Source organism: Streptomyces sp. SolWspMP-5a-2 (assembly GCF_900091845.1).
In the GTDB taxonomy this organism is placed as follows: Bacteria; Actinomycetota; Actinomycetes; order Streptomycetales; family Streptomycetaceae; genus Streptomyces; species Streptomyces doudnae.
Genome location: NZ_FMCI01000135.1, coordinates 45,236 through 67,797 on the forward strand (window position 1 = coordinate 45,236; position 22,562 = coordinate 67,797).

Annotated in this window: 18 protein-coding genes; 3 read left to right on the top strand and 15 right to left on the bottom strand. The window is 72.6% G+C overall.

What is annotated here, in order from left to right:
* Positions 1-131: 131 nt before the first annotated feature.
* The 6 genes from trmD to proS form a co-directional block, all read right to left on the bottom strand.
* The gene (gene trmD, locus GA0115242_RS13205; protein WP_093827902.1) at positions 132-965 is read right to left on the bottom strand and encodes a tRNA (guanosine(37)-N1)-methyltransferase TrmD; all 834 of its coding nucleotides are present in this window, start codon (positions 963-965) and stop codon (positions 132-134) included.
* On the bottom strand, positions 965-1,507 hold the full coding sequence (rimM, locus tag GA0115242_RS13210) for a ribosome maturation factor RimM (RefSeq protein WP_093827904.1): 543 nt from the start codon (positions 1,505-1,507) through the stop codon (positions 965-967). Before rimM ends, trmD begins: the two co-directional genes overlap by 1 nt.
* 86 nt (positions 1,508-1,593) lie before the next feature.
* Positions 1,594-1,833, bottom strand: coding sequence for an RNA-binding protein (locus GA0115242_RS13215; protein WP_093827906.1), 240 nt, complete (start codon positions 1,831-1,833; stop codon positions 1,594-1,596).
* A gap of 2 nt (positions 1,834-1,835) precedes the next feature.
* Positions 1,836-2,264, bottom strand: coding sequence for a 30S ribosomal protein S16 (gene rpsP, locus GA0115242_RS13220; RefSeq protein ID WP_093827908.1), 429 nt, complete (start codon positions 2,262-2,264; stop codon positions 1,836-1,838).
* A 379-nt stretch (positions 2,265-2,643) separates the two neighbouring features.
* Positions 2,644-3,240, bottom strand: coding sequence for a hypothetical protein (locus GA0115242_RS13225; protein WP_093827910.1), 597 nt, complete (start codon positions 3,238-3,240; stop codon positions 2,644-2,646).
* 259 nt (positions 3,241-3,499) lie between these two features.
* Positions 3,500-4,915 carry a proline--tRNA ligase gene (gene proS, locus GA0115242_RS13230; RefSeq protein WP_093827912.1) on the bottom strand — a complete coding sequence of 472 codons (1,416 nt, stop codon included), beginning with the start codon at positions 4,913-4,915 and terminating at the stop codon, positions 3,500-3,502.
* A gap of 197 nt (positions 4,916-5,112) precedes the next feature.
* Here proS and GA0115242_RS13235 point away from each other — a divergent pair, with 197 nt between their 5' ends.
* Complete coding sequence (locus tag GA0115242_RS13235; protein ID WP_093827914.1) at positions 5,113-6,003, top strand: SAM-dependent methyltransferase; 891 nt, start codon at positions 5,113-5,115, stop codon at positions 6,001-6,003.
* A 64-nt stretch (positions 6,004-6,067) separates the two neighbouring features.
* On the opposite strand, the gene ftsH is transcribed toward GA0115242_RS13235, so the two are convergent.
* From ftsH to GA0115242_RS13265, 6 genes are all read right to left on the bottom strand, one after another.
* Positions 6,068-8,011 carry an ATP-dependent zinc metalloprotease FtsH gene (ftsH, locus tag GA0115242_RS13240; protein WP_093827916.1) on the bottom strand — a complete coding sequence of 648 codons (1,944 nt, stop codon included), beginning with the start codon at positions 8,009-8,011 and terminating at the stop codon, positions 6,068-6,070.
* A 140-nt stretch (positions 8,012-8,151) separates the two neighbouring features.
* Positions 8,152-9,705, bottom strand: a complete 1,554-nt coding sequence (gene ffh / locus GA0115242_RS13245; protein ID WP_093827918.1) for a signal recognition particle protein — start codon at positions 9,703-9,705, stop codon at positions 8,152-8,154.
* An 84-nt stretch (positions 9,706-9,789) separates the two neighbouring features.
* Positions 9,790-12,237: a [protein-PII] uridylyltransferase gene (locus GA0115242_RS13250; protein WP_093827920.1), complete on the bottom strand. Its 2,448-nt coding sequence runs from the start codon at positions 12,235-12,237 to the stop codon at positions 9,790-9,792.
* 22 nt (positions 12,238-12,259) lie between these two features.
* Positions 12,260-12,598, bottom strand: coding sequence for a P-II family nitrogen regulator (locus tag GA0115242_RS13255; RefSeq protein ID WP_093827923.1), 339 nt, complete (start codon positions 12,596-12,598; stop codon positions 12,260-12,262).
* Complete coding sequence (locus GA0115242_RS13260) at positions 12,595-13,863, bottom strand: ammonium transporter (RefSeq protein WP_093827925.1); 1,269 nt, start codon at positions 13,861-13,863, stop codon at positions 12,595-12,597. The genes GA0115242_RS13255 and GA0115242_RS13260 overlap by 4 nt, the downstream gene beginning before the upstream one ends.
* A 551-nt stretch (positions 13,864-14,414) precedes the next feature.
* Positions 14,415-15,935, bottom strand: coding sequence for a transcriptional repressor NsdA (locus GA0115242_RS13265; RefSeq protein ID WP_370672276.1), 1,521 nt, complete (start codon positions 15,933-15,935; stop codon positions 14,415-14,417).
* A gap of 444 nt (positions 15,936-16,379) precedes the next feature.
* Here GA0115242_RS13265 and GA0115242_RS13270 point away from each other — a divergent pair, with 444 nt between their 5' ends.
* Positions 16,380-17,036 (top strand): bifunctional DNA primase/polymerase, encoded by a 657-nt coding sequence (locus GA0115242_RS13270; protein ID WP_093827929.1) that lies wholly within the window; start codon positions 16,380-16,382, stop codon positions 17,034-17,036.
* A 104-nt stretch (positions 17,037-17,140) separates the two neighbouring features.
* On the opposite strand, the gene ftsY is transcribed toward GA0115242_RS13270, so the two are convergent.
* Positions 17,141-18,340: a signal recognition particle-docking protein FtsY gene (ftsY, locus tag GA0115242_RS13275; RefSeq protein WP_093827932.1), complete on the bottom strand. Its 1,200-nt coding sequence runs from the start codon at positions 18,338-18,340 to the stop codon at positions 17,141-17,143.
* A gap of 162 nt (positions 18,341-18,502) precedes the next feature.
* Between ftsY and GA0115242_RS13280 the strand changes: the two genes are divergently transcribed.
* On the top strand, positions 18,503-19,474 hold the full coding sequence (locus GA0115242_RS13280) for an LLM class flavin-dependent oxidoreductase (protein WP_093827934.1): 972 nt from the start codon (positions 18,503-18,505) through the stop codon (positions 19,472-19,474).
* A gap of 73 nt (positions 19,475-19,547) precedes the next feature.
* On the opposite strand, the gene GA0115242_RS13285 is transcribed toward GA0115242_RS13280, so the two are convergent.
* On the bottom strand, positions 19,548-20,966 hold the full coding sequence (locus tag GA0115242_RS13285) for a sugar porter family MFS transporter (protein WP_093827936.1): 1,419 nt from the start codon (positions 20,964-20,966) through the stop codon (positions 19,548-19,550).
* A gap of 232 nt (positions 20,967-21,198) precedes the next feature.
* Positions 21,199-22,562, bottom strand: a 1,364-nt coding sequence (locus GA0115242_RS13290; RefSeq protein ID WP_161353125.1) for an AAA family ATPase, incomplete at its 5' end; no start/stop codon positions are given.

Consider the following 22,562-nt stretch of genomic DNA (forward strand, 5'->3'; position numbering starts at 1 on the left):
CTGCTTTCTTCGCTGATGCCACAGGTCATCAACGGCATCTGTAACGGTCGGGAGGGCTGTCGTACGGGTCGGGGCGGACGTCGTCTCCCCCTGTGGCAGGGGCGTTCACCGGACGGCCGGACGGCAGCGTCCTATTCTTCCACGGCCGGTGGCCTGCGCCAAAATCGGCCGTGGGCGGCGCCCTCGGGATCGGGCGCCCAGCCCAGGATGGAGAGCATTTCGCGGTCCTTCTTGTCGAAGGCGGCGGGGGCGCAGCGCTCGATCAGGTCGGGCCGGTGGGCGGAGGTGCGGGTGAGCGCCTGGTCGCGGCGCCAGCGGGCGATCTTCCCGTGGTGGCCGCTGAGCAGCACGTCGGGGATGTCCCGGCCGCGCCAGAGCGGCGGCTTGGTGTAGACGGGCCCTTCCAGCAGGTTCGCCATGGCGCCGGGCGCGAAGGAGTCGTCGCGGTGCGACTCGGCGTTGCCGAGGACGCCGGGCAGCAGCCGGGCGACGGCCTCGGTGACGACCAGGACGGCGGCCTCCCCGCCGGCTAGCACGTAGTCGCCGATGGACACCTCGTATACCGGCATCCGCGTCGCGTACTCGTCGACGACCCGCCGGTCGATGCCCTCGTAGCGGGCGGGGGCGAAGATCAGCCAGGGCCGTTCGGACAGTTCGACGGCGAGTTCCTGGGTGAACGGGCGTCCGCTGGGCGTCGGCACGATCAGCGCGGGTCGGCCGAAGCCCCGCTCGTAGCCGTCGGCGAGCGCGGAGTCGAGGGCGTCGCCCCACGGCCCGGTCTTCATGACCATGCCGGGGCCGCCGCCGTAGGGGGTGTCGTCGACCGTGTTGTGCCGGTCGTAGGTCCACTCCCGCAGGTCGTGCACCTGGACGTCGAGCCGTCCGCTCGCGCGGGCCTTGCCGACCAGCGAGACGTTCAGCGGGTCGAGGTACTCGGGGAAGATCGTGACGACGTCGAGCCGCATCAGTCGTCGTCCCGGGCGGAGGCGGTCTCGGCGCGGTCGTCGACCAGGCCGGGCGGCGGGGCGATGACGGCCTTCTGCTCGGCCAGGTCGATCTCGACGACGATCTCCTCGACGAAGGGGATCATCACCTCGCTGCCGTCGGGGCGCTCCACGATGAAGAGGTCCTGGGAGGGCAGGTGGGAGATCTCGGTGATGCGGCCGATCTCCTGGCCGTCCTCGGTGACCACGTCGAGGTCCATCAGCTGGTGGTCGTAGTACTCGTCGTCGCCGTCCGGGAGTTCCTCCGGGTCGATCTCGGCGATCAGCAGCGTGTTGCGCAGCGCGTCCGCGCCGGTGCGGTCGGTGACGCCCGCGAAGCGCAGCAGCAGACGGCCGCTGTGGACACGGCCGGTCTCGATGGTGAGCGGGCCCGTGGAGGCGGGCTCGGTGGTGAGGACGGCGCCGGGCCCGAGCCGCAGCTCCGGCTCGTCGGTGCGGACCTCGACGGTGACTTCGCCGCGCAGGCCGTGGGCACGGCCGATCCGTGCGACTACCAGCTGCACTTGTGACGTTCTCCTGTTCTGGAACGACTACGGGCCGGGGACGGCCAGTTGGCCCTCCCCGGCCCGTGCCGGTGCTGCGTTCGACGTCAGCGGACGTTGTCCACGTCGACCAGGTCGACCCGGACTCCGCGACCGCCGATGGCACCCACGACGGTGCGCAGGGCGCGCGCGGTGCGGCCGTTGCGGCCGATCACCTTGCCGAGGTCGTCGGGGTGGACCCGGACCTCGAGCACGCGCCCGCGACGCAGGGTGCGCGAGGCCACCTGCACTTCGTCGGGGTTGTCGACGATGCCCTTCACGAGGTGCTCGAGAGCCTCCTCGAGCATGCTCAGGCCTCGGTCGACTCGGAGGAAGAGGACTCAGCGGCGGCCTCGTCCTTCTTCTCGGCCTTCTTCTTCTGGGTGATGGCCTCACCCTTGCCGTCGTCGTCGCCGCCCAGGGCCTCGAACGACGGACGGACCGCCTTCGGGGCCGGCTGGAGCAGCGGCGCCGGGGCGGGCTCGCCCTTGAACTTCTGCCAGTCGCCGGTCTTCTTCAGGATGGCGAGGACGGGCTCGGTCGGCTGGGCGCCGACGGAGAGCCAGTACGCGGCGCGGTCGGCGTCGACCTCGATGCGCGACGGGTTCTGCACCGGGTGGTACAGGCCGATCTCCTCGATCGCCCGGCCGTCACGGCGGGTGCGGGAGTCGGCGACGACGATGCGGTAGTGAGGCGAACGGATCTTGCCCAGACGCTTCAGCTTGATCTTGACTGCCACGGGAGTGGGTTCTCCTGGATTGACGTGATGGGGCACGGCAGGTCGGCCGCGTGGGGTTGCGGTACCCGAGTGCCCGATGGACGCGTCAGCCGGAGGAGAGAGGGGTCCTGTTCGACTGTCGAGTACAGCTTGCCATTGTGCCACACACGGGCGACGCCCCTCACCGGAGGTGTCCGGGGCGGGTCAGGGCGGGGACGGGGGGGACGCGGGGACGGGCCGGAGCAGCGGGGCCGCGCGGCGGCGGGGAGCCGTCGCGCGGGCGGGGCGGGACATGCCTGGGGGGCACCCGACGTCTCGGGTGCCCGCAGGCCGTGCACGTCCTGAAGGCGGTGGGGTCACCGGGCCCGTGAGGAGGCGGCTGCCACGAACAGCCGCCTGCTCACGCCGCGCCCACGACCTCCGGGATCCGGAACGGCTTCCCGCACCCGCCGCACACGATCGGGGCTTGGGCCAGCACGGACGGGACGACCCGCACGTTGCGACCGCAGTCGCAGACGGCCTTGACCCGGACGCCGCCCCCGGAGGAGCCGTGCCGGGCGGCCGGGCCCCGGAAGGAGCGCCCGGTGTCGGAGGAGGTGGCCGCGGTGTGGGCCTTCAGCGCGCGCTGGAGGCGTTCGATGGTGGGCCGGTAGCGGCGCTTGGCCTCGGGGTTGAGCGTGACGAGGGAGAAGCCGCTGCTCGGATGCGGTTCCTCGGGGTGGTCGAGACCCAGTTCCTCGGCGATCGCGAGGAATCTGCGGTTGTGGTACCGGCCGGCCCGGGAGGTGTCGCGCACGCCGCGTGCGGCGGCGATGCCGTGGACTGCCTCATGGAGCAGTCGCTCGAAGGAGAGCTCGTGACCGCATGCGGACGAGGACTCGCCGATCAGGGACTCTGGCGCGGCTAGATCCGGCAGTTCGGGGTGGTACCGCTGAATGTCGGCCCACGCCTGTGCCAGCTCCGCGGCGAGAACAGGTGGTGTCTGTGTCGTGCTCACGTAATGACAACGAGCGGGGGTACCGCTGTGTTCCTATTCCGGGCCATCCCAAATATTTTGCACGTACCCGTCAGTTGCCGCTGATGCGTCCTGACGAGGGCGGGTGCGCTGATCTGCGGAGAAGCCTCACAGCTCGGCCCAAGCTGGTGCGTAGCCTGACGTACGCACCGGCGTGTAGACGGTGTCCACGCGCCGGTGCGATGCCGATCGGCCGGGGCGCAAGACGCCTTTCGGCCGCTCTCCCGCGCCCGGCGCCGGATCAGTAGGCGCGTGCCACGACCGCGACGTTACCGGGGGTGTCGTCGGCCGCGGGCACCGACCCGTCCTCGGCGACCAGACAGCGGACGGTCACGCCGTGCTCACCGAGCCTCGCCTCGCCCTCGGGGCCGAGCGCCGACCACGGGAGCCGGGCCCAGCCGCCGCCGGTGGCCACCTCGACGGCCTCGTCGAACGTCGTCACGTCGCTGGTCCCGGAGATCCTGCGGTCGCGGGACTGGGCCAGCAGCAGCGCCTGGTCCGCCTCCAGGATGCCGGGCAGCGCCCCCGGCAGGGACTCGATGGTCACCGGCTCCTTGCCGCCGGGGATGCGGCGCACCAGCATCGCGGTGCCGTTCTCCAGGTCGCGGGGCCCGATCTCGATCCGGACCGGCACGCCCTTCAGCTCCCAGTCGACGGCGCGGCGCCCGAACGGGGTGTCGGTGCGGACGTCCACCCGGGCGCGGATCCCGGCCGCCGTCAGCCTGTCGCCCAGTTCGCGGACCTTCGCCAGGACCGCCTCGTCCTCCTTGACGGCCACGACGACCGCCTGGACCGCGGCGAGCCGGGGCGGCACCCGCAGGCCGTGGTCGTCGCCGTGGGTCATCACCAGGGCGCCGATCATCCGGGTGGTGGAGCCCCAGGAGGTCTGCCAGACGTGCTCCTGGCCGCCGTCCTTCGAGAGGTAGCGGGTGTCGAAGGCCCTGGCGAAGTTCTGGCCCAACTCGTGGCTGGTGGCGAGCTGGAGCGCCTTGCCGTCGCCCATCATGCCTTCGAGGGTGAGGGTGTTGATCGCCCCGGCGAACCGCTCCCTGGCCGTCTTGCGGCCGGGCACGACGTCCATGGCGAGGACGTTCGCCATGAAGTCGGCGTAGACCTCGCGGTGGATGCGGGCCGCGTACTCCCGGGCGTCCTCACAGGTGGCGTGGGCGGTGTGGCCCTCCTGCCAGAGGAACTCGGTGGTGCGCAGGAAGACGCGCGGGCGCAGCTCCCAACGGACCACGTTGGCCCACTGGTTGATGAGCAGGGGCAGATCGCGGTAGCTCTGCACCCACTTGGCGAAGTACTCGTTGACGATGGTCTCGGAGGTCGGCCGGACCACGACCGGCTCCTCCAGCTCCTTGCCCCCGCCGTGCGTGACGACGGCCAGCTCCGGCGCGAACCCCTCGACGTGCTCGGCCTCCCGGGTCAGGTACGACTGCGGGATGAACAGCGGGAAGTAGGCGTTCTGGGCGCCGGCCTCCTTGATGCGCGCGTCCATCTCCTGCTGCATCCGCTCCCACAGGCCGTAGCCGTACGGTCGGATGACCATGGTGCCGCGCACCGGGCCGTTGTCGGCCAGCTCCGCCTTGTTGATCAGATCCTGGTACCAGCGCGGGAAGTCGTCGGCCCGCGGCGTGAGAACGGGGGGCTTTGCCATGGCGCGATGGTACGGGCCCACGTTGCCGGAACGTGAATTCTCGCCACTCCCGGCGACGGGCGGCAACGGGGTGCCACAAACCCTGGACGCGGCCGACCTCGCGGAGTTATCTGGCATACGGGGAGGGAGCGTGACCGTTTGTCAGGGGGGCGACCGGGACGAGCACAGCGACATCGCTGCGGATTGGGGCGCTTGAGATGACACCTACGCTCGTGCGTGAGCACCCGTCCCACGTGGGGCAGCGCGCCCGCGTGGACCTGTGCGGACGCGCGCGTGACTGGTCCGAGATCCAGGAGCGGATGCTGGTGCCGCTCTTCGAGGCCGTCCACGAGCGACTGGAAGTGGGGGCGGACACCCGCCTGCTGGGCCTCGGCTGCGGCTCGGGGCTGGCCCTGCTGATGGCGTCGGCCAGAGGCGCCCGGGTCACCGGCGTGGAGTGCGACTCCCCCGAACTGCTGGCCCTGGCGCGCGGGCGGCTGCTCCCGGACCGCGCGGCCCGCGCGCGGTCGACGGCCCGGCTGGTCCTCGGTTCGCCGCGGGACGCGGCCGACCCCGGGGCACCGGCGTTCACCGTGGTGACCGCGTTCGACGCGGTGGGCGGCCTCGCGGCCGACCCGCGGGTCCGCGGCGAACGGCTGCGGGCCGCGGTGGCGCTGGCCGCGCCCGGGGCGGCCGTGGTGCTGACCGGCTGGGGCCCGCCGGAGCGCTGCGCCACCTCGGCGGTGCTGCGGGCGGCGGGCGTCCCGGGCCGGGGCGCGGGGACCGGCCGGGACGATCTGGAGGAGGTCGCGCGCCGGGCCGGGCTGCGTCCCGACGGATCGGGGCGGGTCGCCTGCCCGTTCGGCTACGCGGACCGGGAGAGCGCGGTGCGCGGCCTGCTGTCGACCGGCCTGTTCGACGCGGCGGTCGCGGCGGCGGACCGGACGCAGGTGGTGAAGGAGCTGACGGAGTCGCTGCATCCGTATCGGCGCCGGGACGGCACGGTGTGGATGCCGAACGTCTTCCGCTACCTGATAGCGCGCGTGCCCCCGGGACCGGTCGGCGCCACGGCGCGGGGGACCGGGCACCCGCGGGAGGCCCGCGTCTAGAGGCAGGCACCGCGACCGCGCGGTGCCCGGCACCCCCCGGAGGAGCGCGCCCGGAGGTCTCCGCCTAGAGGTCGGTGTCGGTGTCCTTGGTCAGCCGGGTGATGCCCGCGATCCGGTAGGCGTCCGTCTCCTCCAGGGTCTCGCTCTCCAGCAGGGCGGCCGCGAGGGCGTCCAACTGGCCGCGGTGCTCGCGGAGTTTGCGGCAGGCCTCCTCGTAGCACGCGTCGACGACGCGGCGCATCTCCGCGTCGATCACGTCGAGCGTCTGCGGGGCGGCCGCGAGACCGTAGGCCTGCTGGACGTCGTTCGGGAGGGCGGAGAGGCGGCCGACGGCCTCGCTCATGCCCCACCGGGCGACCATGCCGCGGGCGATGCCGGTGACCTGCTCCAGGTCGCTCTCCGAGCCGGTCGTGACGACCCCGTAGACGACCTGTTCGGCGGCCATCCCGCCGAGGGCGCCGATGATCCGGCCGCGCAGGTACTCCTCGGTGTACGCGTACCTGTCGGCGTCCGGTGTGGAGAGGGTGACGCCGAGGGCCCGGCCGCGCGGCACGATGGTGATCTTGCGGACGGGGTCGGCGCCCGGCTGGAGCATGCCGAGCAGCGCGTGCCCGCTCTCGTGGAAGGCGGTGCGCCTGCGCTCCTCCTCGGGCATGACCAGCGGCCGTTCGGCGCCGAGCTGGACCTTCTCCAGCGCCTCCGAGAGGTCGGCCTGCGTCACCTGGTCCTGCTGGTGCTTGACGGCGAGCAGGGCGGCCTCGTTGGCGAGGTTGGCCAGGTCGGCGCCGGTCATGCCGGGGGTGGTGCGGGCGACCTGGGCGAGGTTGACGTCGGGGGCGAGCGGGATGGACCGGGTGTGGATCTCCAGGATGGCCTTGCGGCCGCCCCGGTCGGGCGGTGAGACGGTGACCACCCGGTCGAACCGGCCCGGCCTGGTCAGCGCGGGGTCGAGGACGTCGGCCCGGTTGGTCGCGGCGACGACGATGACGCCCTCGGAGCCGGAGAAGCCGTCCATCTCGGTGAGGATCTGGTTGAGGGTCTGTTCGCGCTCGTCGTGGCCGCCCATGCCGGAACCGCCGCCGCGGGCCCGGCCGATGGTGTCGATCTCGTCGATGAAGACGATCGACGGCGCGACCTTGCGCGCCTCGGCGAAGAGTTCGCGGACCCGGGAGGCGCCGACGCCGACGATCATCTCGATGAACTCGGAGGCGGAGGCGGAGAAGAACGGCACCCCGGCCTCCCCCGCGACGGCCCGCGCGAGCAGCGTCTTGCCGGTGCCGGGCGGTCCGGACAGCAGGACGCCGCGGGGCATCTTGGCGCCCATCCGCCGGTAGGCGTCGGGGTTCTTCAGGAAGTCGACGACGTCGTTCAGTTCGCCCTGCACCTCGTCGATGCCGGCCACGTCCTCGAAGGTGGTGCGGACCGCGCCGGGCTCCAGCTCGACCGGCTTGGGCGGCGCCTTGCGGCCGAGCATGCCGCCCGCTCCGCCGAGGCCCGCGCTCATCCGGCGGGCGATGAAGATCCAGAGCACCACCAGGAGCAGCATCGGGGCGAGCGCGATGAGCAGATTGGCCAGAAAGCTGCGGTGCTGGACGACCGGCTCGGCGGTGACGGTGACGTGGTGCGCGGTGAGGTCCTGCCAGAGCCGGTCGTCGGCGAAGGTCGGCCGCTCGGTCTTGAACTTGGTGTACTCGGCGCCGCCGTCGGGGTTCTTCTGCTTCTTCTTCAGCTCGCCCTGGATCGCGTCGCCCTTGGCGTAGATCTTGCTGACGTTCCCTGCGGTCACCTGCTTGCTGAACTCGGTGTAGGAGACCGTCCGCTCGTCGCCCTCGTTGAAGAACGACAGCACCAGGTTGGCGATCAGGTACACGACCAGCGCGGTGAGGATCAGGCTCCACCAGCCGCCGCGCATCCGCCGTCCCCCTGGCGGCTTCGGGGGCTCGTCGGGGGCGCCCTCGGTCCGCCAGGGCTGCTCGGGCGACCGGCGCGAGGGGGCGGGTGTGCTCATACCGGGACGTTACGACAGGAAAGCGGCACGGGCATGCGGATGGACGACGCCGGGGGCGCCCCTGGAGAGGGACGCCCCCGGCGTCGGTGGTCGCGGGAGGCGGTGCCCGAGGGCGCCGCCGTGCGCGGGTGGGGCGGGTGTCAGCCCATGAACTTCTTGAACTCGTCCGGCAGCTCGAAGTCCTGTCCGGCCTGCTGGCCCGGGAGCCCGAGGGCGTCGCCGCCCTGGGACGCGGCGGCGCGGCGGGCGGCGGCCTCGGCCTCCTGCTGCTGGCGCTTCATCGGGTTGCCGGAGCGCTGCTTGCCCTTGGCCTTCTTCTGCTGCTTCTTGGCCCGGCCGGGGCCACCCCCCATGCCCGGCATCCCCGGCATGCCGGGCATCCCGCCGCCCTGCGCCATCCGGGACATCATCTTGCGGGCCTCGAAGAACCGCTCGACCAGGCCCTTCACCGCGCTGACCTCGACGCCGGAGCCCTTGGCGATACGGGCGCGGCGGGAGCCGTTGATGATGTTCGGGTCCTGGCGCTCGCCGGGGGTCATCGACTTGATGATCGCGGCGGTGCGGTCGACGTCCCGCTCGTCCAGGTTGTTGATCTGGTCCTTGATCTGGCCCATGCCCGGGAGCATGCCGAGCAGCTTGCTGATGCTGCCCATCTTCCTGACCTGTTCCATCTGGGCCAGGAAGTCGTCCAGGGTGAAGTCCTGGCCCTTCTTGGACGCCAGCTTGGAGGCCATCTTCTCGGCCTCTTCCTGGCTGAACGTCTTCTCCGCCTGCTCGATCAGGGTGAGCAGGTCACCCATGTCGAGGATGCGGGAGGCCATCCGGTCAGGGTGGAAGGCGTCGAAGTCGTCGAGCTTCTCGCCGTTCGACGCGAACATGATCGGCTTGCCGGTGATCTGCCGGATCGACAGCGCGGCGCCACCGCGGGCGTCGCCGTCGAGCTTGGAGAGCACCACGCCGTCGAAGCCGACGCCGTCGCGGAAGGACTCGGCGGTGTTGACCGCGTCCTGGCCGATCATGGCGTCGACGACGAAGAGGATCTCGTCGGGCGAGACGGCGTCGCGGATGTCCGCGGCCTGCCGCATCAGCTCCTGGTCGATGCCGAGGCGTCCGGCGGTGTCCACGATCACGATGTCGTGGACCTTGGACTTGGCGAACTCGATGGAGTCCTCGGCGACCTTGACCGGGTCGCCGACGCCGTTGCCCGGCTCGGGCGCGTAGACGGCGACGCCCGCGCGCTCGGCGACGACGCTCAGCTGGTTGACCGCGTTCGGGCGCTGGAGGTCGCAGGCGACCAGCAGGGGCGAGTGGCCCTGGCCCTTGAGCCAGTGGCCGAGCTTGCCCGCGAGGGTGGTCTTGCCCGCGCCCTGGAGACCGGCGAGCATGATCACGGTCGGCGCGGTCTTGGCGAAGCGCAGCCGCCTGGTCTCGCCGCCGAGGATGGTCACCAGCTCGTCGTTGACGATCTTGAGGACCTGCTGGGCGGGGTTCAGCGCCTTGGAGACCTCGGCACCGAGCGCCCGCTCCTTCACGTTCTTGATGAACGTGCGGACCACGGGGAGGGCCACGTCGGCTTCGAGGAGCGCGATGCGGATCTCACGCGCCGTGGCGTCGATGTCCGCTTCGCTCAAGCGCCCCTTGCCGCGAAGGTTCTTGAAGGTCGCTGAGAGGCGATCGGAGAGAGTATCGAACACGGCGGCGTCGGTCCTCGGGGTCGGGGGCTGCTGATGAATCGCCCTCCAGGGTATCCCGGGTCGGCCCGGGGGCGGGATGCCGCGTCAGCCCCGGAGCATCTCCTCCAGCTTCCGCGCCACCGAGGCCGCCTCCTCGGCCGGGAGGGGGGCGCCCTCGGGGCCGGTCACGTAGAAGGCGTCGACCGCGTTGGCGCCCAGCGTGGACGCGTGCGCGCTGCGGACCCGGACGTCGGCGTCCTCCAGCGCCCGCCCGATGCGGAACAGCAGGCCGGGGGCGTCCTGGGCGCGGACCTCGATGACGGTGGCGAGCCGGGAGGCGGCCGGGTGGACGGAGACCCGGGGCGGCGGCGCCACCCAGCCGCGGCGGCGCGGATAGGCCGCGTCCCGCTCCGCGAGCCGGGAGGCGATGTCGAGGGAGCCGTCGAGCGCGCGGACCAGGTCGGCGCGGAGCCGGGCGGCCTGCGGCAGCGAGCCGTACTCGGCGGCGACCCGCCAGTCGAGCAGCAGGACCGTGCCGTCGACGCCGTCCGGCAGGTCGAGGGAGCGCAGTTCGGCGGTGCGCACGGTCAGCCGGTGGGTGGCGAGCACCCCGGCCACCGCGGGCAGCACGCCCGGCTGGTCGGGGACGGCGATGAGGAGTTCGACGCCGAGCGGCTCGGGGCCGCCCGGGGGCTGCTCACCGGCGGGCGGTTCGGTCTGCGCGCGCAGGGCGAGGACGGGGCTGCCGGTGGCGACCGCCTCGATGGCCAGCCGTTCCTGCTCGGCGGTGGGGGCGGCGGTCTCGGGCTCGTCCGGCTCGTCCCCGGCGAGGACCGCGGCGACGCGCCTGACCAGGTCGGCGACGAGCGAGCCGCGCCAGGACGACCAGGCGGCGGGCCCGGTGGCGAGCGCGTCGGCCTCGGTGAGGGCGTGCAGCAGGTGCAGGGTGCTCTGGCCGCCGACGGCGTCGGCGACCGCGCGGACGGTGGCCGGGTCGTCGAGGTCGCGCCGGGTGGCGGTCTCGACGAGCAGCAGATGGTGGCGGACGAGCGTGGACAGCACGGCGACGTCCGCGCGGTCGAAGCCGATCCGGGCGGCGACGTCCCTGACGATGATCTCGCCCGCCACCGAGTGGTCGCCGGGCCAGCCCTTGCCGATGTCGTGCAGCAGCGCGGCGACCAGCAGCAGGTCGGGGCGGCTGACCCGGCGGGTGAACTCGGAGGCGCGCACGGCGGTCTCGATGAGGTGCCGGTCGACGGTCCAGACGTGCACGGCGTTGCGCTGCGGGCGGCAGCGCACCCGCTCCCAGTCCGGCAGCAGCCGGGTGATCAGCCCCTCGGCCTCCAGCGCCTCCCAGACCTCGACGGTGGGGCGCCCCGAGCCGAGCAGGGTCACCAGTTCCTGGCGGGCCTCGGCAGGCCAGGGGGTGGGCAGCGGGCGCACCGATCCGGCCATCCGCCGCACGGCGTGCAGGGAGAGCGGCAGCCCCGCCTGGGCGGCCGCGGCGGCGGCGCGCAGCGGCAGGACGGGGTCGCGCTCGGGCCGGGCGGCGCGGGCGAGGACGACCTCGCCGTCCTGTTCGACGACGCCCTCGGCGAGCGGGGAGCGTTCGGCGACGGGTCTGCCGCCGCCGAGCATGGCGCGCAGCCGGGGCCGCACGGTGCGCGACCGCAGCACCCGCCCGACCTCGCGCCAGGTGACGTCGCTCGCGTAGGAGACGACGCGGGCGGCCTCGTAGACCTGGCGCAGCAGGGTGTCGGCGTCCAGCAGGCCGAGTCCGGCGGCGACCTGGTCCTGTTCCTGGAGGGCGAGGCGGTCGGTGGCGCGGCCGGTGGCGAGGTGCAGGGCGTCGCGGACGTCGAGGAGGCGTCGGCGGGCGTCGTCGAGGCCCTCGCGGGGCGCGTCGGCGAGCCAGGAGGCGGCGACGGCGCGCAGCGCGGTGACGTCGCGCAGGCCGCCGCGGGCCTCCTTGAGGTCGGGTTCGAGGAGGTACTGCAGCTCGCCCTGGCGGGCGGCGCGGGCGGCGCACAGCTCCTGCAGCTCGGGCAGGCGCGCGGGTGCCTGGTTGCGCCAGTCGGCCAGGACGGTGGTGCGCAGCGCGGCGGTGAGGCCGAGGTCGCCCGCGAGGTGGCGGGCGTCGAGCAGGCCGAGCTGGACCTTGAGGTCGTCGCCCGCCGCCTTGCGGGCCTCGCCCGGGGTGCGCACGGAGTGGTCGAGGGCGAGGCCGAGGTCCCAGACGGGGTACCAGACGCGGTCGGCGAGCGCGGCGACGGCGGCGCTGTCACCGCCGTCGTGGAGGAGCAGCAGGTCGAGGTCGCTGCGCGGGGACAGCTCGCCGCGGCCGTAGCCGCCGACGGCGACCAGGGAGACCCCGCGCAGGCCCGCGGCCGCGGCGGTGAACAGCCCGGAGAGCCATTCGTCCGTCAGTCCGGCGAGGGCGGCACGGCGCGGCGGCCCGGACCGCGCCCCCTCCTGGAGGAGGCGCAGCCGGGCCGCCGCGTAGCCGCCGGGTCCCGAGTCCTCTGCTTCGTTGCGCGCGTCCGTGCTCGTCACCCGGCGACTCCTGTTCGTTCTGCTAGAGCGCGTCAGGACCGCGCTCGCCGGTCCTCACCCGTACGGCGGTCTCGACCGGCAGGGACCAGACCTTGCCGTCTCCGATCTTGCCCGTCCTGGCCGCTTTGACGATGACGTCGATGAGCTGTTCGGCGTCGTCGTCCTCGACCAGCACCTCGACGCGGATCTTGGGCACCAGGTCGACGGTGTACTCGGCACCGCGGTAGACCTCGGTGTGTCCGCGCTGGCGGCCGTAGCCGCTGGCCTCGGTGACCGTCAGGCCGTGGACGCCGAAGGCCTGGAGGGCCTCCTTGATCTCGTCGAGCCGGTGGGGCTTGACGACGGCGGTGATGAGCTTCATGCGTCCACCTTCTTGCTGGCGGCGGCGGCGGACGGGACGGCGCCGGAGAGGCCGCCGCCGGCCCCGCCGAAGTCGTATGCGGTCTCGGCGTGCGAGGTCTGGTCGAGGCCGGTGACCTCGTCGTCCTCACTGGCCCTGAAGCCGATGGTCTTCTGGATCACCCAGGCGAGGGCGAACGTCACCACGAAGGTGTACCCCATGACCGAGAAGGCGCCGATGGCCTGCGACACGAACTGCGCGAAGCCTCCGGCGCCGTTGATGGCGAGGAAGCCGACCAGCAGGGTACCGATGACACCGCCGACCAGGTGGACGCCGACCACGTCGAGGGAGTCGTCGTAGCCGAGCTTGAACTTGAGGGAGACCGCCCAGGAGCAGACGGCGCCGGCGACCACGCCGATGAGCATCGCGCCGAAGACGTTGACGTTGCCGCCGGACGGGGTGATGGCGACCAGCCCGGCCACCGCGCCGGAGCAGGCGCCCAGGGTGGTGAACGCGCCGTGCCTGATCCGCTCGTAGGCGAGCCAGCCGAGCATGGCGGCGCCGGTGGCGACCTGGGTGTTGAGGGCCATGCTCGCGGCGGTGCCGTCGGCGGCCAGCTCGGATCCGGCGTTGAAGCCGAACCAGCCGAACCACAGCAGGGCGGTGCCGATGAGGACCATGGTCAGGTTGTGCGGGCGCATCGGGTCGCGCTTGAAGCCCACCCGCTTGCCGACGACGAGGACCGCGGCCAGGGCGCCGATGCCGGCGTTGATGTGGACCGCCGTGCCGCCGGCGAAGTCGATGATGGCCGGGTCGAGCTTGGCGAGCCAGCCGCCGCCCCAGACCCAGTGGGCGATCGGGAAGTAGACCACGGTGACCCAGAGGGCGACGAAGACCATCCAGGAGCCGAACTTCACCCGGTCGGCGAGGGCGCCGCTCATCAGGGCCGGGGTGATGACGGCGAAGAGCATCTGGAAGAGGGAGAAGGCGAAGACCGGGATCTTCCGTCCGGCGAAGTTCTCCATGAGGGTGTCACCGGTGACGCCCTTCAGGCCGATGAGGTCGAGGTTGCCTACAAAACCCCCGACGTCACCGCTGAAGGCGAGCGAGTGACCATAGAGCACCCAGAGCACGCTCACGATGCCCAGAGACACAAAGGACATCATGAGCATGTTCAGGGTGCTTTTGGTGCGGACCATGCCCCCGTAGAACAGGGCGAGGCCCGGCGTCATGATCATGACCAGAGCAGCGCTGATCAGTACGAATCCGGTATCTCCAACATTCAAGGCCTTGTGTCTCCTTCGGCGGAACGGCCCTGTGCGGATGCCTGTGACAACGGGCCGGCTGTGCTGAGGAGACTGGCTCAAACCGATTTCACGTAAGGCTTTGATGTGTTTCCCGCGGGTGACGAAGTGGTCCGCCGCGTTACGGCCGGATGACGTTCCGGGCCGCCCCGGCCCCGCGATCAGGCCCGCGGACCGCCAGGACGCCGGTTCCCGGTCCCCGTCTTGTGTGCGAAGCGCCGCCCCTGCGCGACCCGCCTTCCGGGCGCCGCCGCCGGGACGTTCCCGCCCGCCCGGCGCCCGGATGGCCGAAAACCGATCCACCCGGGGCGGCAGCCCGCCCGCGACGGCACCCGCCCGACCGGAGCCGCCACGGCACCCGCCTGACCGGAGCCGCCCCCGCGGCCGCCGGACCGGCTGGGCCGCCGCGGACACGGGACCGGCCGCGGTCGGGCCTCCGACGACCTGGCACAGGGGGAGCCGAGTCGGGCATTCCGGGAGGTCCGGCCGCGGCCGGGGCTTGGGGGGGGGGGCGGAGAGGGTCCGCGCGGGGGTCAGACGGCTTCGGCCGCCTCGGGCAGCTCGACGGCGAGCCGGTCGGTGAGGTCGACGACGGCGGCCAGCCCGCCGAAGTCGCGCACGGCGGTGTCGACCGTCTTGCGGATGCGGGTGTTGACCCGCTCCGAGCGGACCGTCTTGCCGACCGCCATGGCCTGCTCGGCCAGGACCGCGCCGCGCTCGGGCTCGCGCTGGAGCAGGTGCACGGTGGCCATGCCGATCAGGTTGAGCGCGTACGACCGCTGGTGCTCGCCGTCCTTCGCGAACAGCTCGACCGCGCGCCGCATCAGCGGCTCGGCCAGCGAGGCGTAGGTGGGGCTGCGGCCCGCCACATAGGCGAGGTCACGGAAGGAGTGGCTGTTCTCGCCGTGCAGCTCCGCCTCCGAGAAGAAGCGGATCCAGTCCGGGTCGGGCTCGTCCCAGTCGTCGGCGTCGGCGAAGACGTCCTCCGCCATCCGGACCGCGCGTTTGCAGCGGCCGGGCTGGCCCATGTTGGCGTAGGCGCGGGCCTCCATCGCGTGCAGCATGGCCTGGGTGCGCGGGCTCGCGCAGTCCCGGCTGCCGTACTGGGCGAGATGGATCAGCTCCAGGGCGTCGTCCGGCCGCCCGAGGTGGATCATCTGGCGGCTCATGCTGGACAGGACGTAGGAGCCGAGCGGCTTGTCCCCGGCCTCCTTGGCCGCGTGCAGCGCGAGGACGAAGTACTTCTGCGCGGTGGGCTGCAACCCGACGTCGTACGACATCCAGCCCGCCAGCTCGGCCAGCTCCGCGGCGACCTTGAACAGCCTGCGGGTGGTGTCCGGCGACTGGGGCTCCTGGAGCAGGTCGGTGACCTCGTGGAGCTGCCCGACGACCGCCTTGCGGCGCAGACCGCCGCCGCACTGGGCGTCCCACTGGCGGAACATCCGGGTGGTCGTCTCCAGCAGGTCCAGCTCGGGCGCCGAGAGACGGCCGGCCCGGCGGGCCGGGGGCGCCTGGTCCGGCTCGGGACGCGGCGGCTGCGGCGAGGGCACCAGCCAGCGCTGCATCGGCTCGATCAGGGTCGGGCCCGCGGAGAGCGCGAGCGAGCTGCCGAGGAAGCCGCGCCTGGCCAGCATCAGGTCGCTGCGGGAGAACTCGCTGAGCAGCGCGACCGTCTGCGGCGCCGTCCACGGCAGGTCGACGCCGGACGCGGAGGGTGACTGCCGGACGGTGCGCAGCCCGAGGTCCTCGACCGCGACGACGCAGCCGAACCGCTCGGAGAACAGCTCGGAGAGGATCCGCGGGATCGGCTCGCGCGGGTTCTCGCCGTCCAGCCAGCGGCGCACCCGCGAGGTGTCGGTGGAGATGTGGTTGGCGCCCAACTGGCGTGCCCTGCGGTTGACCTGGCGGGCCAGCTCGCCCTTCGACCAGCCGCTGCGCACGAACCAGGAGGTGAGGAGTTCGTTGGGGCGCTTCTCGGTGCCGGTCGTGCTGCTCGCGCTGGCCGCGGTGGACGTGTCCGTCACGTTCGTCCCGCTTCCGCCGTTGCCGCTCACTGGAACGCCCCCATCCCTGAGACCACTTGCCGCCGCTTGCGCCAAGCCCTATCAGAATGCCGGTAAATAGGGCCTCGCGTCCGCGAGTTGTCACCCGTCGAACGGAAAACCGCCTTGCCTCCGGCATACCCACGAGTACGCGCGCCCCAGGACTCGTGTACTCAAAGTAATCCTACGATCACCCCTTCGGGGGCGACGGTCCTGGAAACGCCACCATTCGCCACCCCATCGAATGAACTGCCGGACGCCCGTTAACGATTCACTTGACACATGACGAACGGAAGTGGGCGCAACGATGCATCAGGGGGCGCACACCGCTGAGTTCACCACCCTGACCCCTTCCGCGCGCTGTCTGAACCGCGCCGGACCGGGCAGGTGGAGACAGAGAGTCACACGACGCATCCGCGCCGTAACCGGCGGCGCGGCGGACCCGTTGGAGGGGGCATGGGTTTCACCATCGGCGGCATCCGGGAGATCCGCTCCGGCTCGCGTCGACGCGCTCGCTCCTCGGAGTGCATCGCCGTCGCCGAGTTCACCGGACTGTGGGGCTGGGACGTGGTACGCGGCGCGCGGGCCGCGGGCGGCGCCTGCTCGTGCGGCCGCACCGACTGTCCCGCGCCGGGCGCCCATCCGCTGGAGTTCGCCCCCCGGCTGCCGTCCGGCGCCACGCTCGACGAGGTGACCGAGGCCTGGGCCCGGTTCCCCGGCGCGTCGGTGATGCTCGCGGTGGGCCGCGCCTTCGACGTCATCGAGGTGGCGGAGGCCGCCGGGCACCGCGCGCTGGTCCGCCTGGAGCGCATGGGGCTGCCGCTCGGCCCGGTCGCCGCCACCCCGGACGGCCGCGCCCAGTTCTTCGTCGCCCCCGGCGCCGCCGCCGCCCTGCCCGAGCTGCTCTACCGCACCGGCTGGGACGACCCGGACGCGCTCGACCTGCGCGGCCTCGGCCCCGGCACCTTCGTCACCGCCCCGCCCTCCGACCGCGGCGGCCTCGGCCCGGTCCGCTGGCTGCGCGCCCCCGCCCTGGACACCGCCACCCGGCCGCCCGCCGCCCGCCTGCTGCTGGGCACCCTGGCCTACCTGGCGCACCGCTCCCGCGCCTGACCCGCGGCCCGTCCGGTCCGCCCCCGCCCCGCCCCCGTCACGGCGAAGCGCCCGCCCCCGTGTCTCCGGGGGCGGGCGCCAGTTCGCGCGGACGGGGTGCGGTGTCACTCTCCGATCAGGGCGTCCACGAACGCCTCGGGCTCGAACGGCGCCAGGTCGTCGGCGCCCTCGCCGAGTCCGACCAGCTTGACGGGCACGCCCAGCTCGCGCTGGACGGCGACCACGATGCCGCCCTTGGCCGTGCCGTCCAGCTTGGTGAGGACGATGCCGCTGATGTCGACGACCTCGGCGAAGACCCGCGCCTGGACCAGGCCGTTCTGCCCGGTGGTGGCGTCCAGGACGAGGAGCACCTCGTCGACCGGCGCGTGCTTCTCGACGACCCGCTTGACCTTGCCCAGCTCGTCCATCAGGCCGGTCTTGGTGTGCAGCCGCCCGGCGGTGTCGATGAGGACGACGTCGACGCCCATCTCCTTGCCCTCCTTCACCGCGTCGAACGCGACGGAGGCGGGGTCGCCGGCCTCGGGCCCGCGCACGGTGTGGGCGCCGACCCGCTCACCCCAGGTCTGCAACTGGTCGGCGGCGGCGGCCCGGAAGGTGTCGGCGGCGCCGAGGACGACGGTGCGGCCGTCGGCCACCAGGACCCGGGCGAGCTTGCCAGTGGTGGTGGTCTTGCCGGTGCCGTTGACGCCGACGACCATCACGATGCCCGGCGTGCGGCCCTCGGGCTCGGTGCGCACGGCGCGGTCGACGTCGGTGCCGACCAGCTTGAGGAGTTCCTCGCGCAGCAGGGCGCGCAGTTCCTGGGGGGTACGGGTGCCGAGGACCTTCACGCGCTCGCGCAGGCTCTCGACCAGCTCCTGGGTGGGCTGCACCCCGACGTCGGCGGTGAGCAGGGTGTCCTCGACCTCCTCCCAGGTGTCCTCGTCGAGGTGCTCGCGCGACAGCAGCGTGAGCAGCCCCTGCCCGAGGGCGTTCTGGGAGCGGGAGAGGCGGCTGCGCAGCCGGACGAGGCGCCCTGCGGTGGGCTCCGGGACCTCGATCGCGGGCGCTTCGGCGGACGGCTCCTCGACGACGACGGGGGCCGGGCCGCCCGGGAGGCCGACCTCCTCTATCGTCCGGCGGGACTCGTCACTGGGCGCCTCGGCCTCGTCGCCGACGTGCGGCTCGGCCGGAGGGGCGGTGATGTCGGGCGCGGTGGGCGGGGGCGGCGGCAGCGGCCTCTTCCGACGGCTGCCGACGACGAGCCCGCCGATCGCGCCGAGGACGACCACGGCGATGACTACAGCAAGGATGACGGTTTCCATAACCCGACCAGTATCGGCCATGGCCCCCGGCGGACCCAGCGGTGCCGTACCGGTCGGGGCGACGGGTTTGCGCCGCGCCGTCCCGGGCCCGCGCCTCTGGATGTCTGACGCTCCGTCAGTTACGGTCCTCCTCCGCACCCACCGCCCGAAGGGGGACCCGCCATGTCCGTCACGGTCGTGCGTTTCAACCTGGTCGAGCCCGGCGCGACCCCCGACTCGCTCGGCGCCCGCTACCGGGCCGCCCTGGAGATGGCCGCGTACGCGGACCGGCACGGGGTGACCACCGTGCAGACCGAGGAGCACCACGGCGTCGACGACAACTGGCTGCCGTCGCCCTTCACCTTCGCGGGCGCGGTCTTCGGCGCGACCAAGGACGTCGCGGTGACCGTCTCGGCGGTGATCGGACCGCTGCACGACCCGCTGCGGCTGGCCGAGGACATCGCGGTGCTCGACCTGCTCAGCGGCGGCCGGCTGGTCACGGTGGCCGGCATCGGCTACCGGCCCGAGGAGTACGAGCGCGCCGGGATCGACTTCGCCGCCCGGGGCCGTCTTCAGGACGAGCTGCTGGAGACCGTCCTGAAGGCGTGGACCGGCGAGGAGTTCAGCTACCGGGGCCGCACCGTGCGGGTGACCCCCCGGCCGGGCACCGCACCGCACCCGCTGCTGCTGGTCGGCGGTTCCTCACGGGCGGCGGCCCGGCGCGCGGCCCGGCTCGGCCTGCCGTTCTTCCCGAGCGCCCATCTGCCGGAGCTGGAGGCGTACTACAAGGAGCGGCTGGTGGAGTACGGCACCGAGGGCTGGACGATGATGCCGGAGGCCGAGACGCCGCTGCTGCACATCTCCGAGGACCCGGACCGGACCTGGGCCGAGCACGGCGGGCACTTCCTGCACGAGGCCAGGACGTACGCGTCCTGGCAGTCCGCCGCGATCCGCTCGGCGGTGCGGTCGGGCGCGGACGACGTGGCGGCGCTGCGCGCGGAGGGCGTCTACCGGGTGCTCACGCCCGACGAGTGCGTCGCGCAGGGACTGGCCAACCTGGTGCTGCACCCGCTGGTGGGCGGGATGCCGGTGGACGAGGGGTGGCGCAGCCTGCGGCTGTTCTGCGAGGAGGTGCTGCCGCGGCTCGGGGAGTGAGCCGCGGCGGCACCCGCGCGCGGATCGGGGAGGGGGCGGCGGGGATTCGCCCCCTCCCCGGGTTCGGGGGCGCTCAGCCCATCGACTCCAGCGTCCGGCCCTTCGTCTCCTTGACGAAGGCGAGCACGAAGGGGATCGAGAGCGCGGCGAAGAACGCGTAGATCATGTAGGTCGCGGAGAGGTTCCAGTCGGCGAGCGACGGGAAGCTCGCGGTGATGGCCCAGTTGGCGATCCACTGCGCGGAGGCGGCCACGCCCAGGGCGGCGGCGCGGATCCGGTTGGGGAACATCTCGCCGAGGAAGACCCAGACGATGACGCCCCAGGAGAGCGCGAAGAAGAGGACGAAGACGTGCGCGGCGACCAGGGCGACCCAGCCCGGGGTGGCCGGGAGCTTGCCGTCGACCAGGTCGTAGGAGAACGCCCAGGCCTCCAGCGCCAGGCCGACGACCATGCCGACCGAGCCGATCAGGGCGAGCGGCTTGCGGCCGATCCGGTCCACGAAGATCATCGCGATCACGGTGCCGATGATGTTGATGATCGACGTCGTGAACGAGTAGAAGAACGAGTCCGTCGGGTCGATGCCGACCGACTGCCACAGCGTCGAGGAGTAGTAGAACGCGACGTTGATGCCGACGAACTGCTGGAAGACGGAGAGCCCGATTCCGATCCAGACGATCCGCTGGAAGAGGAACGAGCCGCCGAGCAGGTCCTTGAAGGTGGACTTGTGCTCGCGCCGCATCGCGGTCTCGATCTCGTCGACGCGGGCGTCCAGGTCGACGTGCTCGCCCTCGACCTCGGCGAGGATGGCGCGGGCGCGCTCGCGCTTGCCGACCGAGAGCAGGAAGCGGGGGGACTCCGGGATGGCGAAGGAGAGCAGGCCGTAGAGGACGGCCGGGACCACCATGACGCCCAGCATGACCTGCCAGGCCTCCAGGCCGATCAGCTTGCCGCGCTGGTCGCCGCCCGCCGCGTTCAGCAGGCCCCAGTTGACGAGCTGCGAGACGGCGATGCCGACCACGATCGCGGCCTGCTGGAAGGAGCCGAGCCTGCCCCGGTAGGCGGGCGGCGAGACCTCGGCGATGTAGGCGGGGCCGATGACGGAGGCCATGCCGATGGCGAAGCCGCCGATGATCCGCCAGAAGGCGAGGTCCCAGAGCGCGAAGGGCAGCGCGGAGCCGACGGCGCTGATGGTGAACAGCACGGCCGCGATCTGCATGCAGCGGATGCGGCCGATGCGGTCCGCTATCCGGCCGGCGGTCGCGGCGCCGATGGCACAGCCGATCAGGGCGATGGCGATGACCTGGGCCAGCGTCGCGGAGCCGATGTCGTAGCGGCTGCGGATGGCCTCGACGGCGCCGTTGATGACGGAACTGTCGTAGCCGAACAGGAAGCCGCCCATCGCGGCCGCCGCCGCGATGAAGATGACATGCCCGAGGTGCTCGGGGTGCGGCGATCCTGATCCTGACTGGGGTGCCTGCGCGGTGCTGGTCACGTTCAACTCCTCGGGCCACCGGCAGCGCTGCCGGGTGGGGGTGAGCCCTCTCAAGTGGTGGTCTCCAGTGGCGCACAGGTTCAGGCCGCTCACCACCTGAAGGTAAAAGCAACGTCGCAGAGACTATGCCTTCAAGTTTCGAAAGCAATAGCGGGGTGGTTGTGAGGAAATAGACACCCGAACCGGACCGACGGCGAGGTTTGAGTTCACCTATTGAAGACAGGAGGAAGAGTTACCGCAGTCGCTGCGAGATGACCTTCGAGACACCGTCGCCCTGCATGGAGACGCCGTACAGCGCGTCGGCGACCTCCATGGTCCGCTTCTGATGCGTGATCACGATGAGCTGCGACGCCTCCTGCAGCTCCTCCATGATCCGGATCAGCCGCTGCAGGTTGGTGTCGTCCAGCGCCGCCTCCACCTCGTCCATCACGTAGAACGGGCTGGGGCGGGCCTTGAAGATCGACACCAGCAGCGCCACCGCCGTCAGCGACCGCTCGCCGCCCGACAGCAGGGACAGCCGCTTCACCTTCTTGCCCGGCGGCCGGGCCTCGACGTCCACCCCGGTGGTGAGCATGTTCTCGGGATCGGTGAGGATCAGCCGCCCCTCGCCGCCGGGGAACAGCCGCCCGAAGACGCCCTCGAACTCCCGTGCGGTGTCCCGGTAGGCCTCGGTGAAGACCTGCTCGACCCGCTCGTCGACCTCCCTGACGACCTGGAGGAGATCCGCCCGCGTCTTCTTCAGGTCTTCGAGCTGCTCGCTGAGGAACTGGTGGCGCTCCTCCAGCGCCGCGAACTCCTCCAGGGCCAGCGGATTCACCTTGCCGAGTTGCTGGTACGCCCGTTCGGCCGACCGCAGCCGCTTCTCCTGCTCTGCCCGCACGAAGGGCCTCGGCAGGTTGCGCGGATGGCCGGGGTCCTCCGGCAGCTCCTCGCCGTCGGCGGGCGGGGACGGCGCGACCGGCTGGTGCGGCCCGTACTCGGAGACCAGACCGGCCGGCTCCACGCCCAGCTCCTCCAGCGCCTTCGTCTCGAGCTGCTCGATCCGCATCCGCTTCTCGGCGCCCAGCACCTCGCCCCGGTGCACGGAGTCGGTCAGCTTGTCCAGCTCCGCCTTGAGGTCGCGCCCCGCGGTACGGGCCGCCGACAGCTCGCCGTCCCGGGCGGAGCGCGCGGCCTCGGCGGCCGACCGCTCCCGGTCGGCGCGGGCGAGCGACACCTCCACGTGCGCGAGGAGCTGACGGGCGCCGGAGGCGACCGCCCCCGCGACGGCCGCCTCGTGCCGCAGCCTGGCCCGGCGCTGTTCGGCACGCGCGCGTGCGTCGCGTTCGGCGCGGGCGGCCCGGTCGAGCTGGTCGGCCCGGCCCGCGAGACCCCTGACCCGCTCCTCGTGGGTGCGGACCTGGAGCCTGGCCTCCATCTCGGTCTGCCGGGCGTTGGCGCCGTCGGCCGCGAGCCGGTCGCGCGCGGTCGTGTCGGGCTCCTCCTCGACCGGCGTCTCCTCGGCGACGGCCAGCCGTTCGGCGAGTTCCTCGGCCTCCTGGAGCGCCCGGTCCAGCGCGTCCTGGGCCCGCGCCGCGGCGGCCACCGCCCGCTCGG

Coding starts and splice junctions, on each gene's coding strand:
- GA0115242_RS13235 (WP_093827914.1), top strand. CDS start 5,113: ATGACACCTACGCTCGTGCGTGAGCACCCGTCCCACGTGGGGCAGCGC.
- GA0115242_RS13280 (WP_093827934.1), top strand. CDS start 18,503: ATGTCCGTCACGGTCGTGCGTTTCAACCTGGTCGAGCCCGGCGCGACC.
- GA0115242_RS13215 (WP_093827906.1), bottom strand. CDS start 1,833: ATGCTCGAGGAGGCTCTCGAGCACCTCGTGAAGGGCATCGTCGACAAC.
- proS (WP_093827912.1), bottom strand. CDS start 4,915: ATGGCAAAGCCCCCCGTTCTCACGCCGCGGGCCGACGACTTCCCGCGC.
- GA0115242_RS13270 (WP_093827929.1), top strand. CDS start 16,380: ATGGGTTTCACCATCGGCGGCATCCGGGAGATCCGCTCCGGCTCGCGT.
- ftsH (WP_093827916.1), bottom strand. CDS start 8,011: ATGAGCACACCCGCCCCCTCGCGCCGGTCGCCCGAGCAGCCCTGGCGG.
- trmD (WP_093827902.1), bottom strand. CDS start 965: ATGCGGCTCGACGTCGTCACGATCTTCCCCGAGTACCTCGACCCGCTG.
- ftsY (WP_093827932.1), bottom strand. CDS start 18,340: ATGGAAACCGTCATCCTTGCTGTAGTCATCGCCGTGGTCGTCCTCGGC.
- GA0115242_RS13255 (WP_093827923.1), bottom strand. CDS start 12,598: ATGAAGCTCATCACCGCCGTCGTCAAGCCCCACCGGCTCGACGAGATC.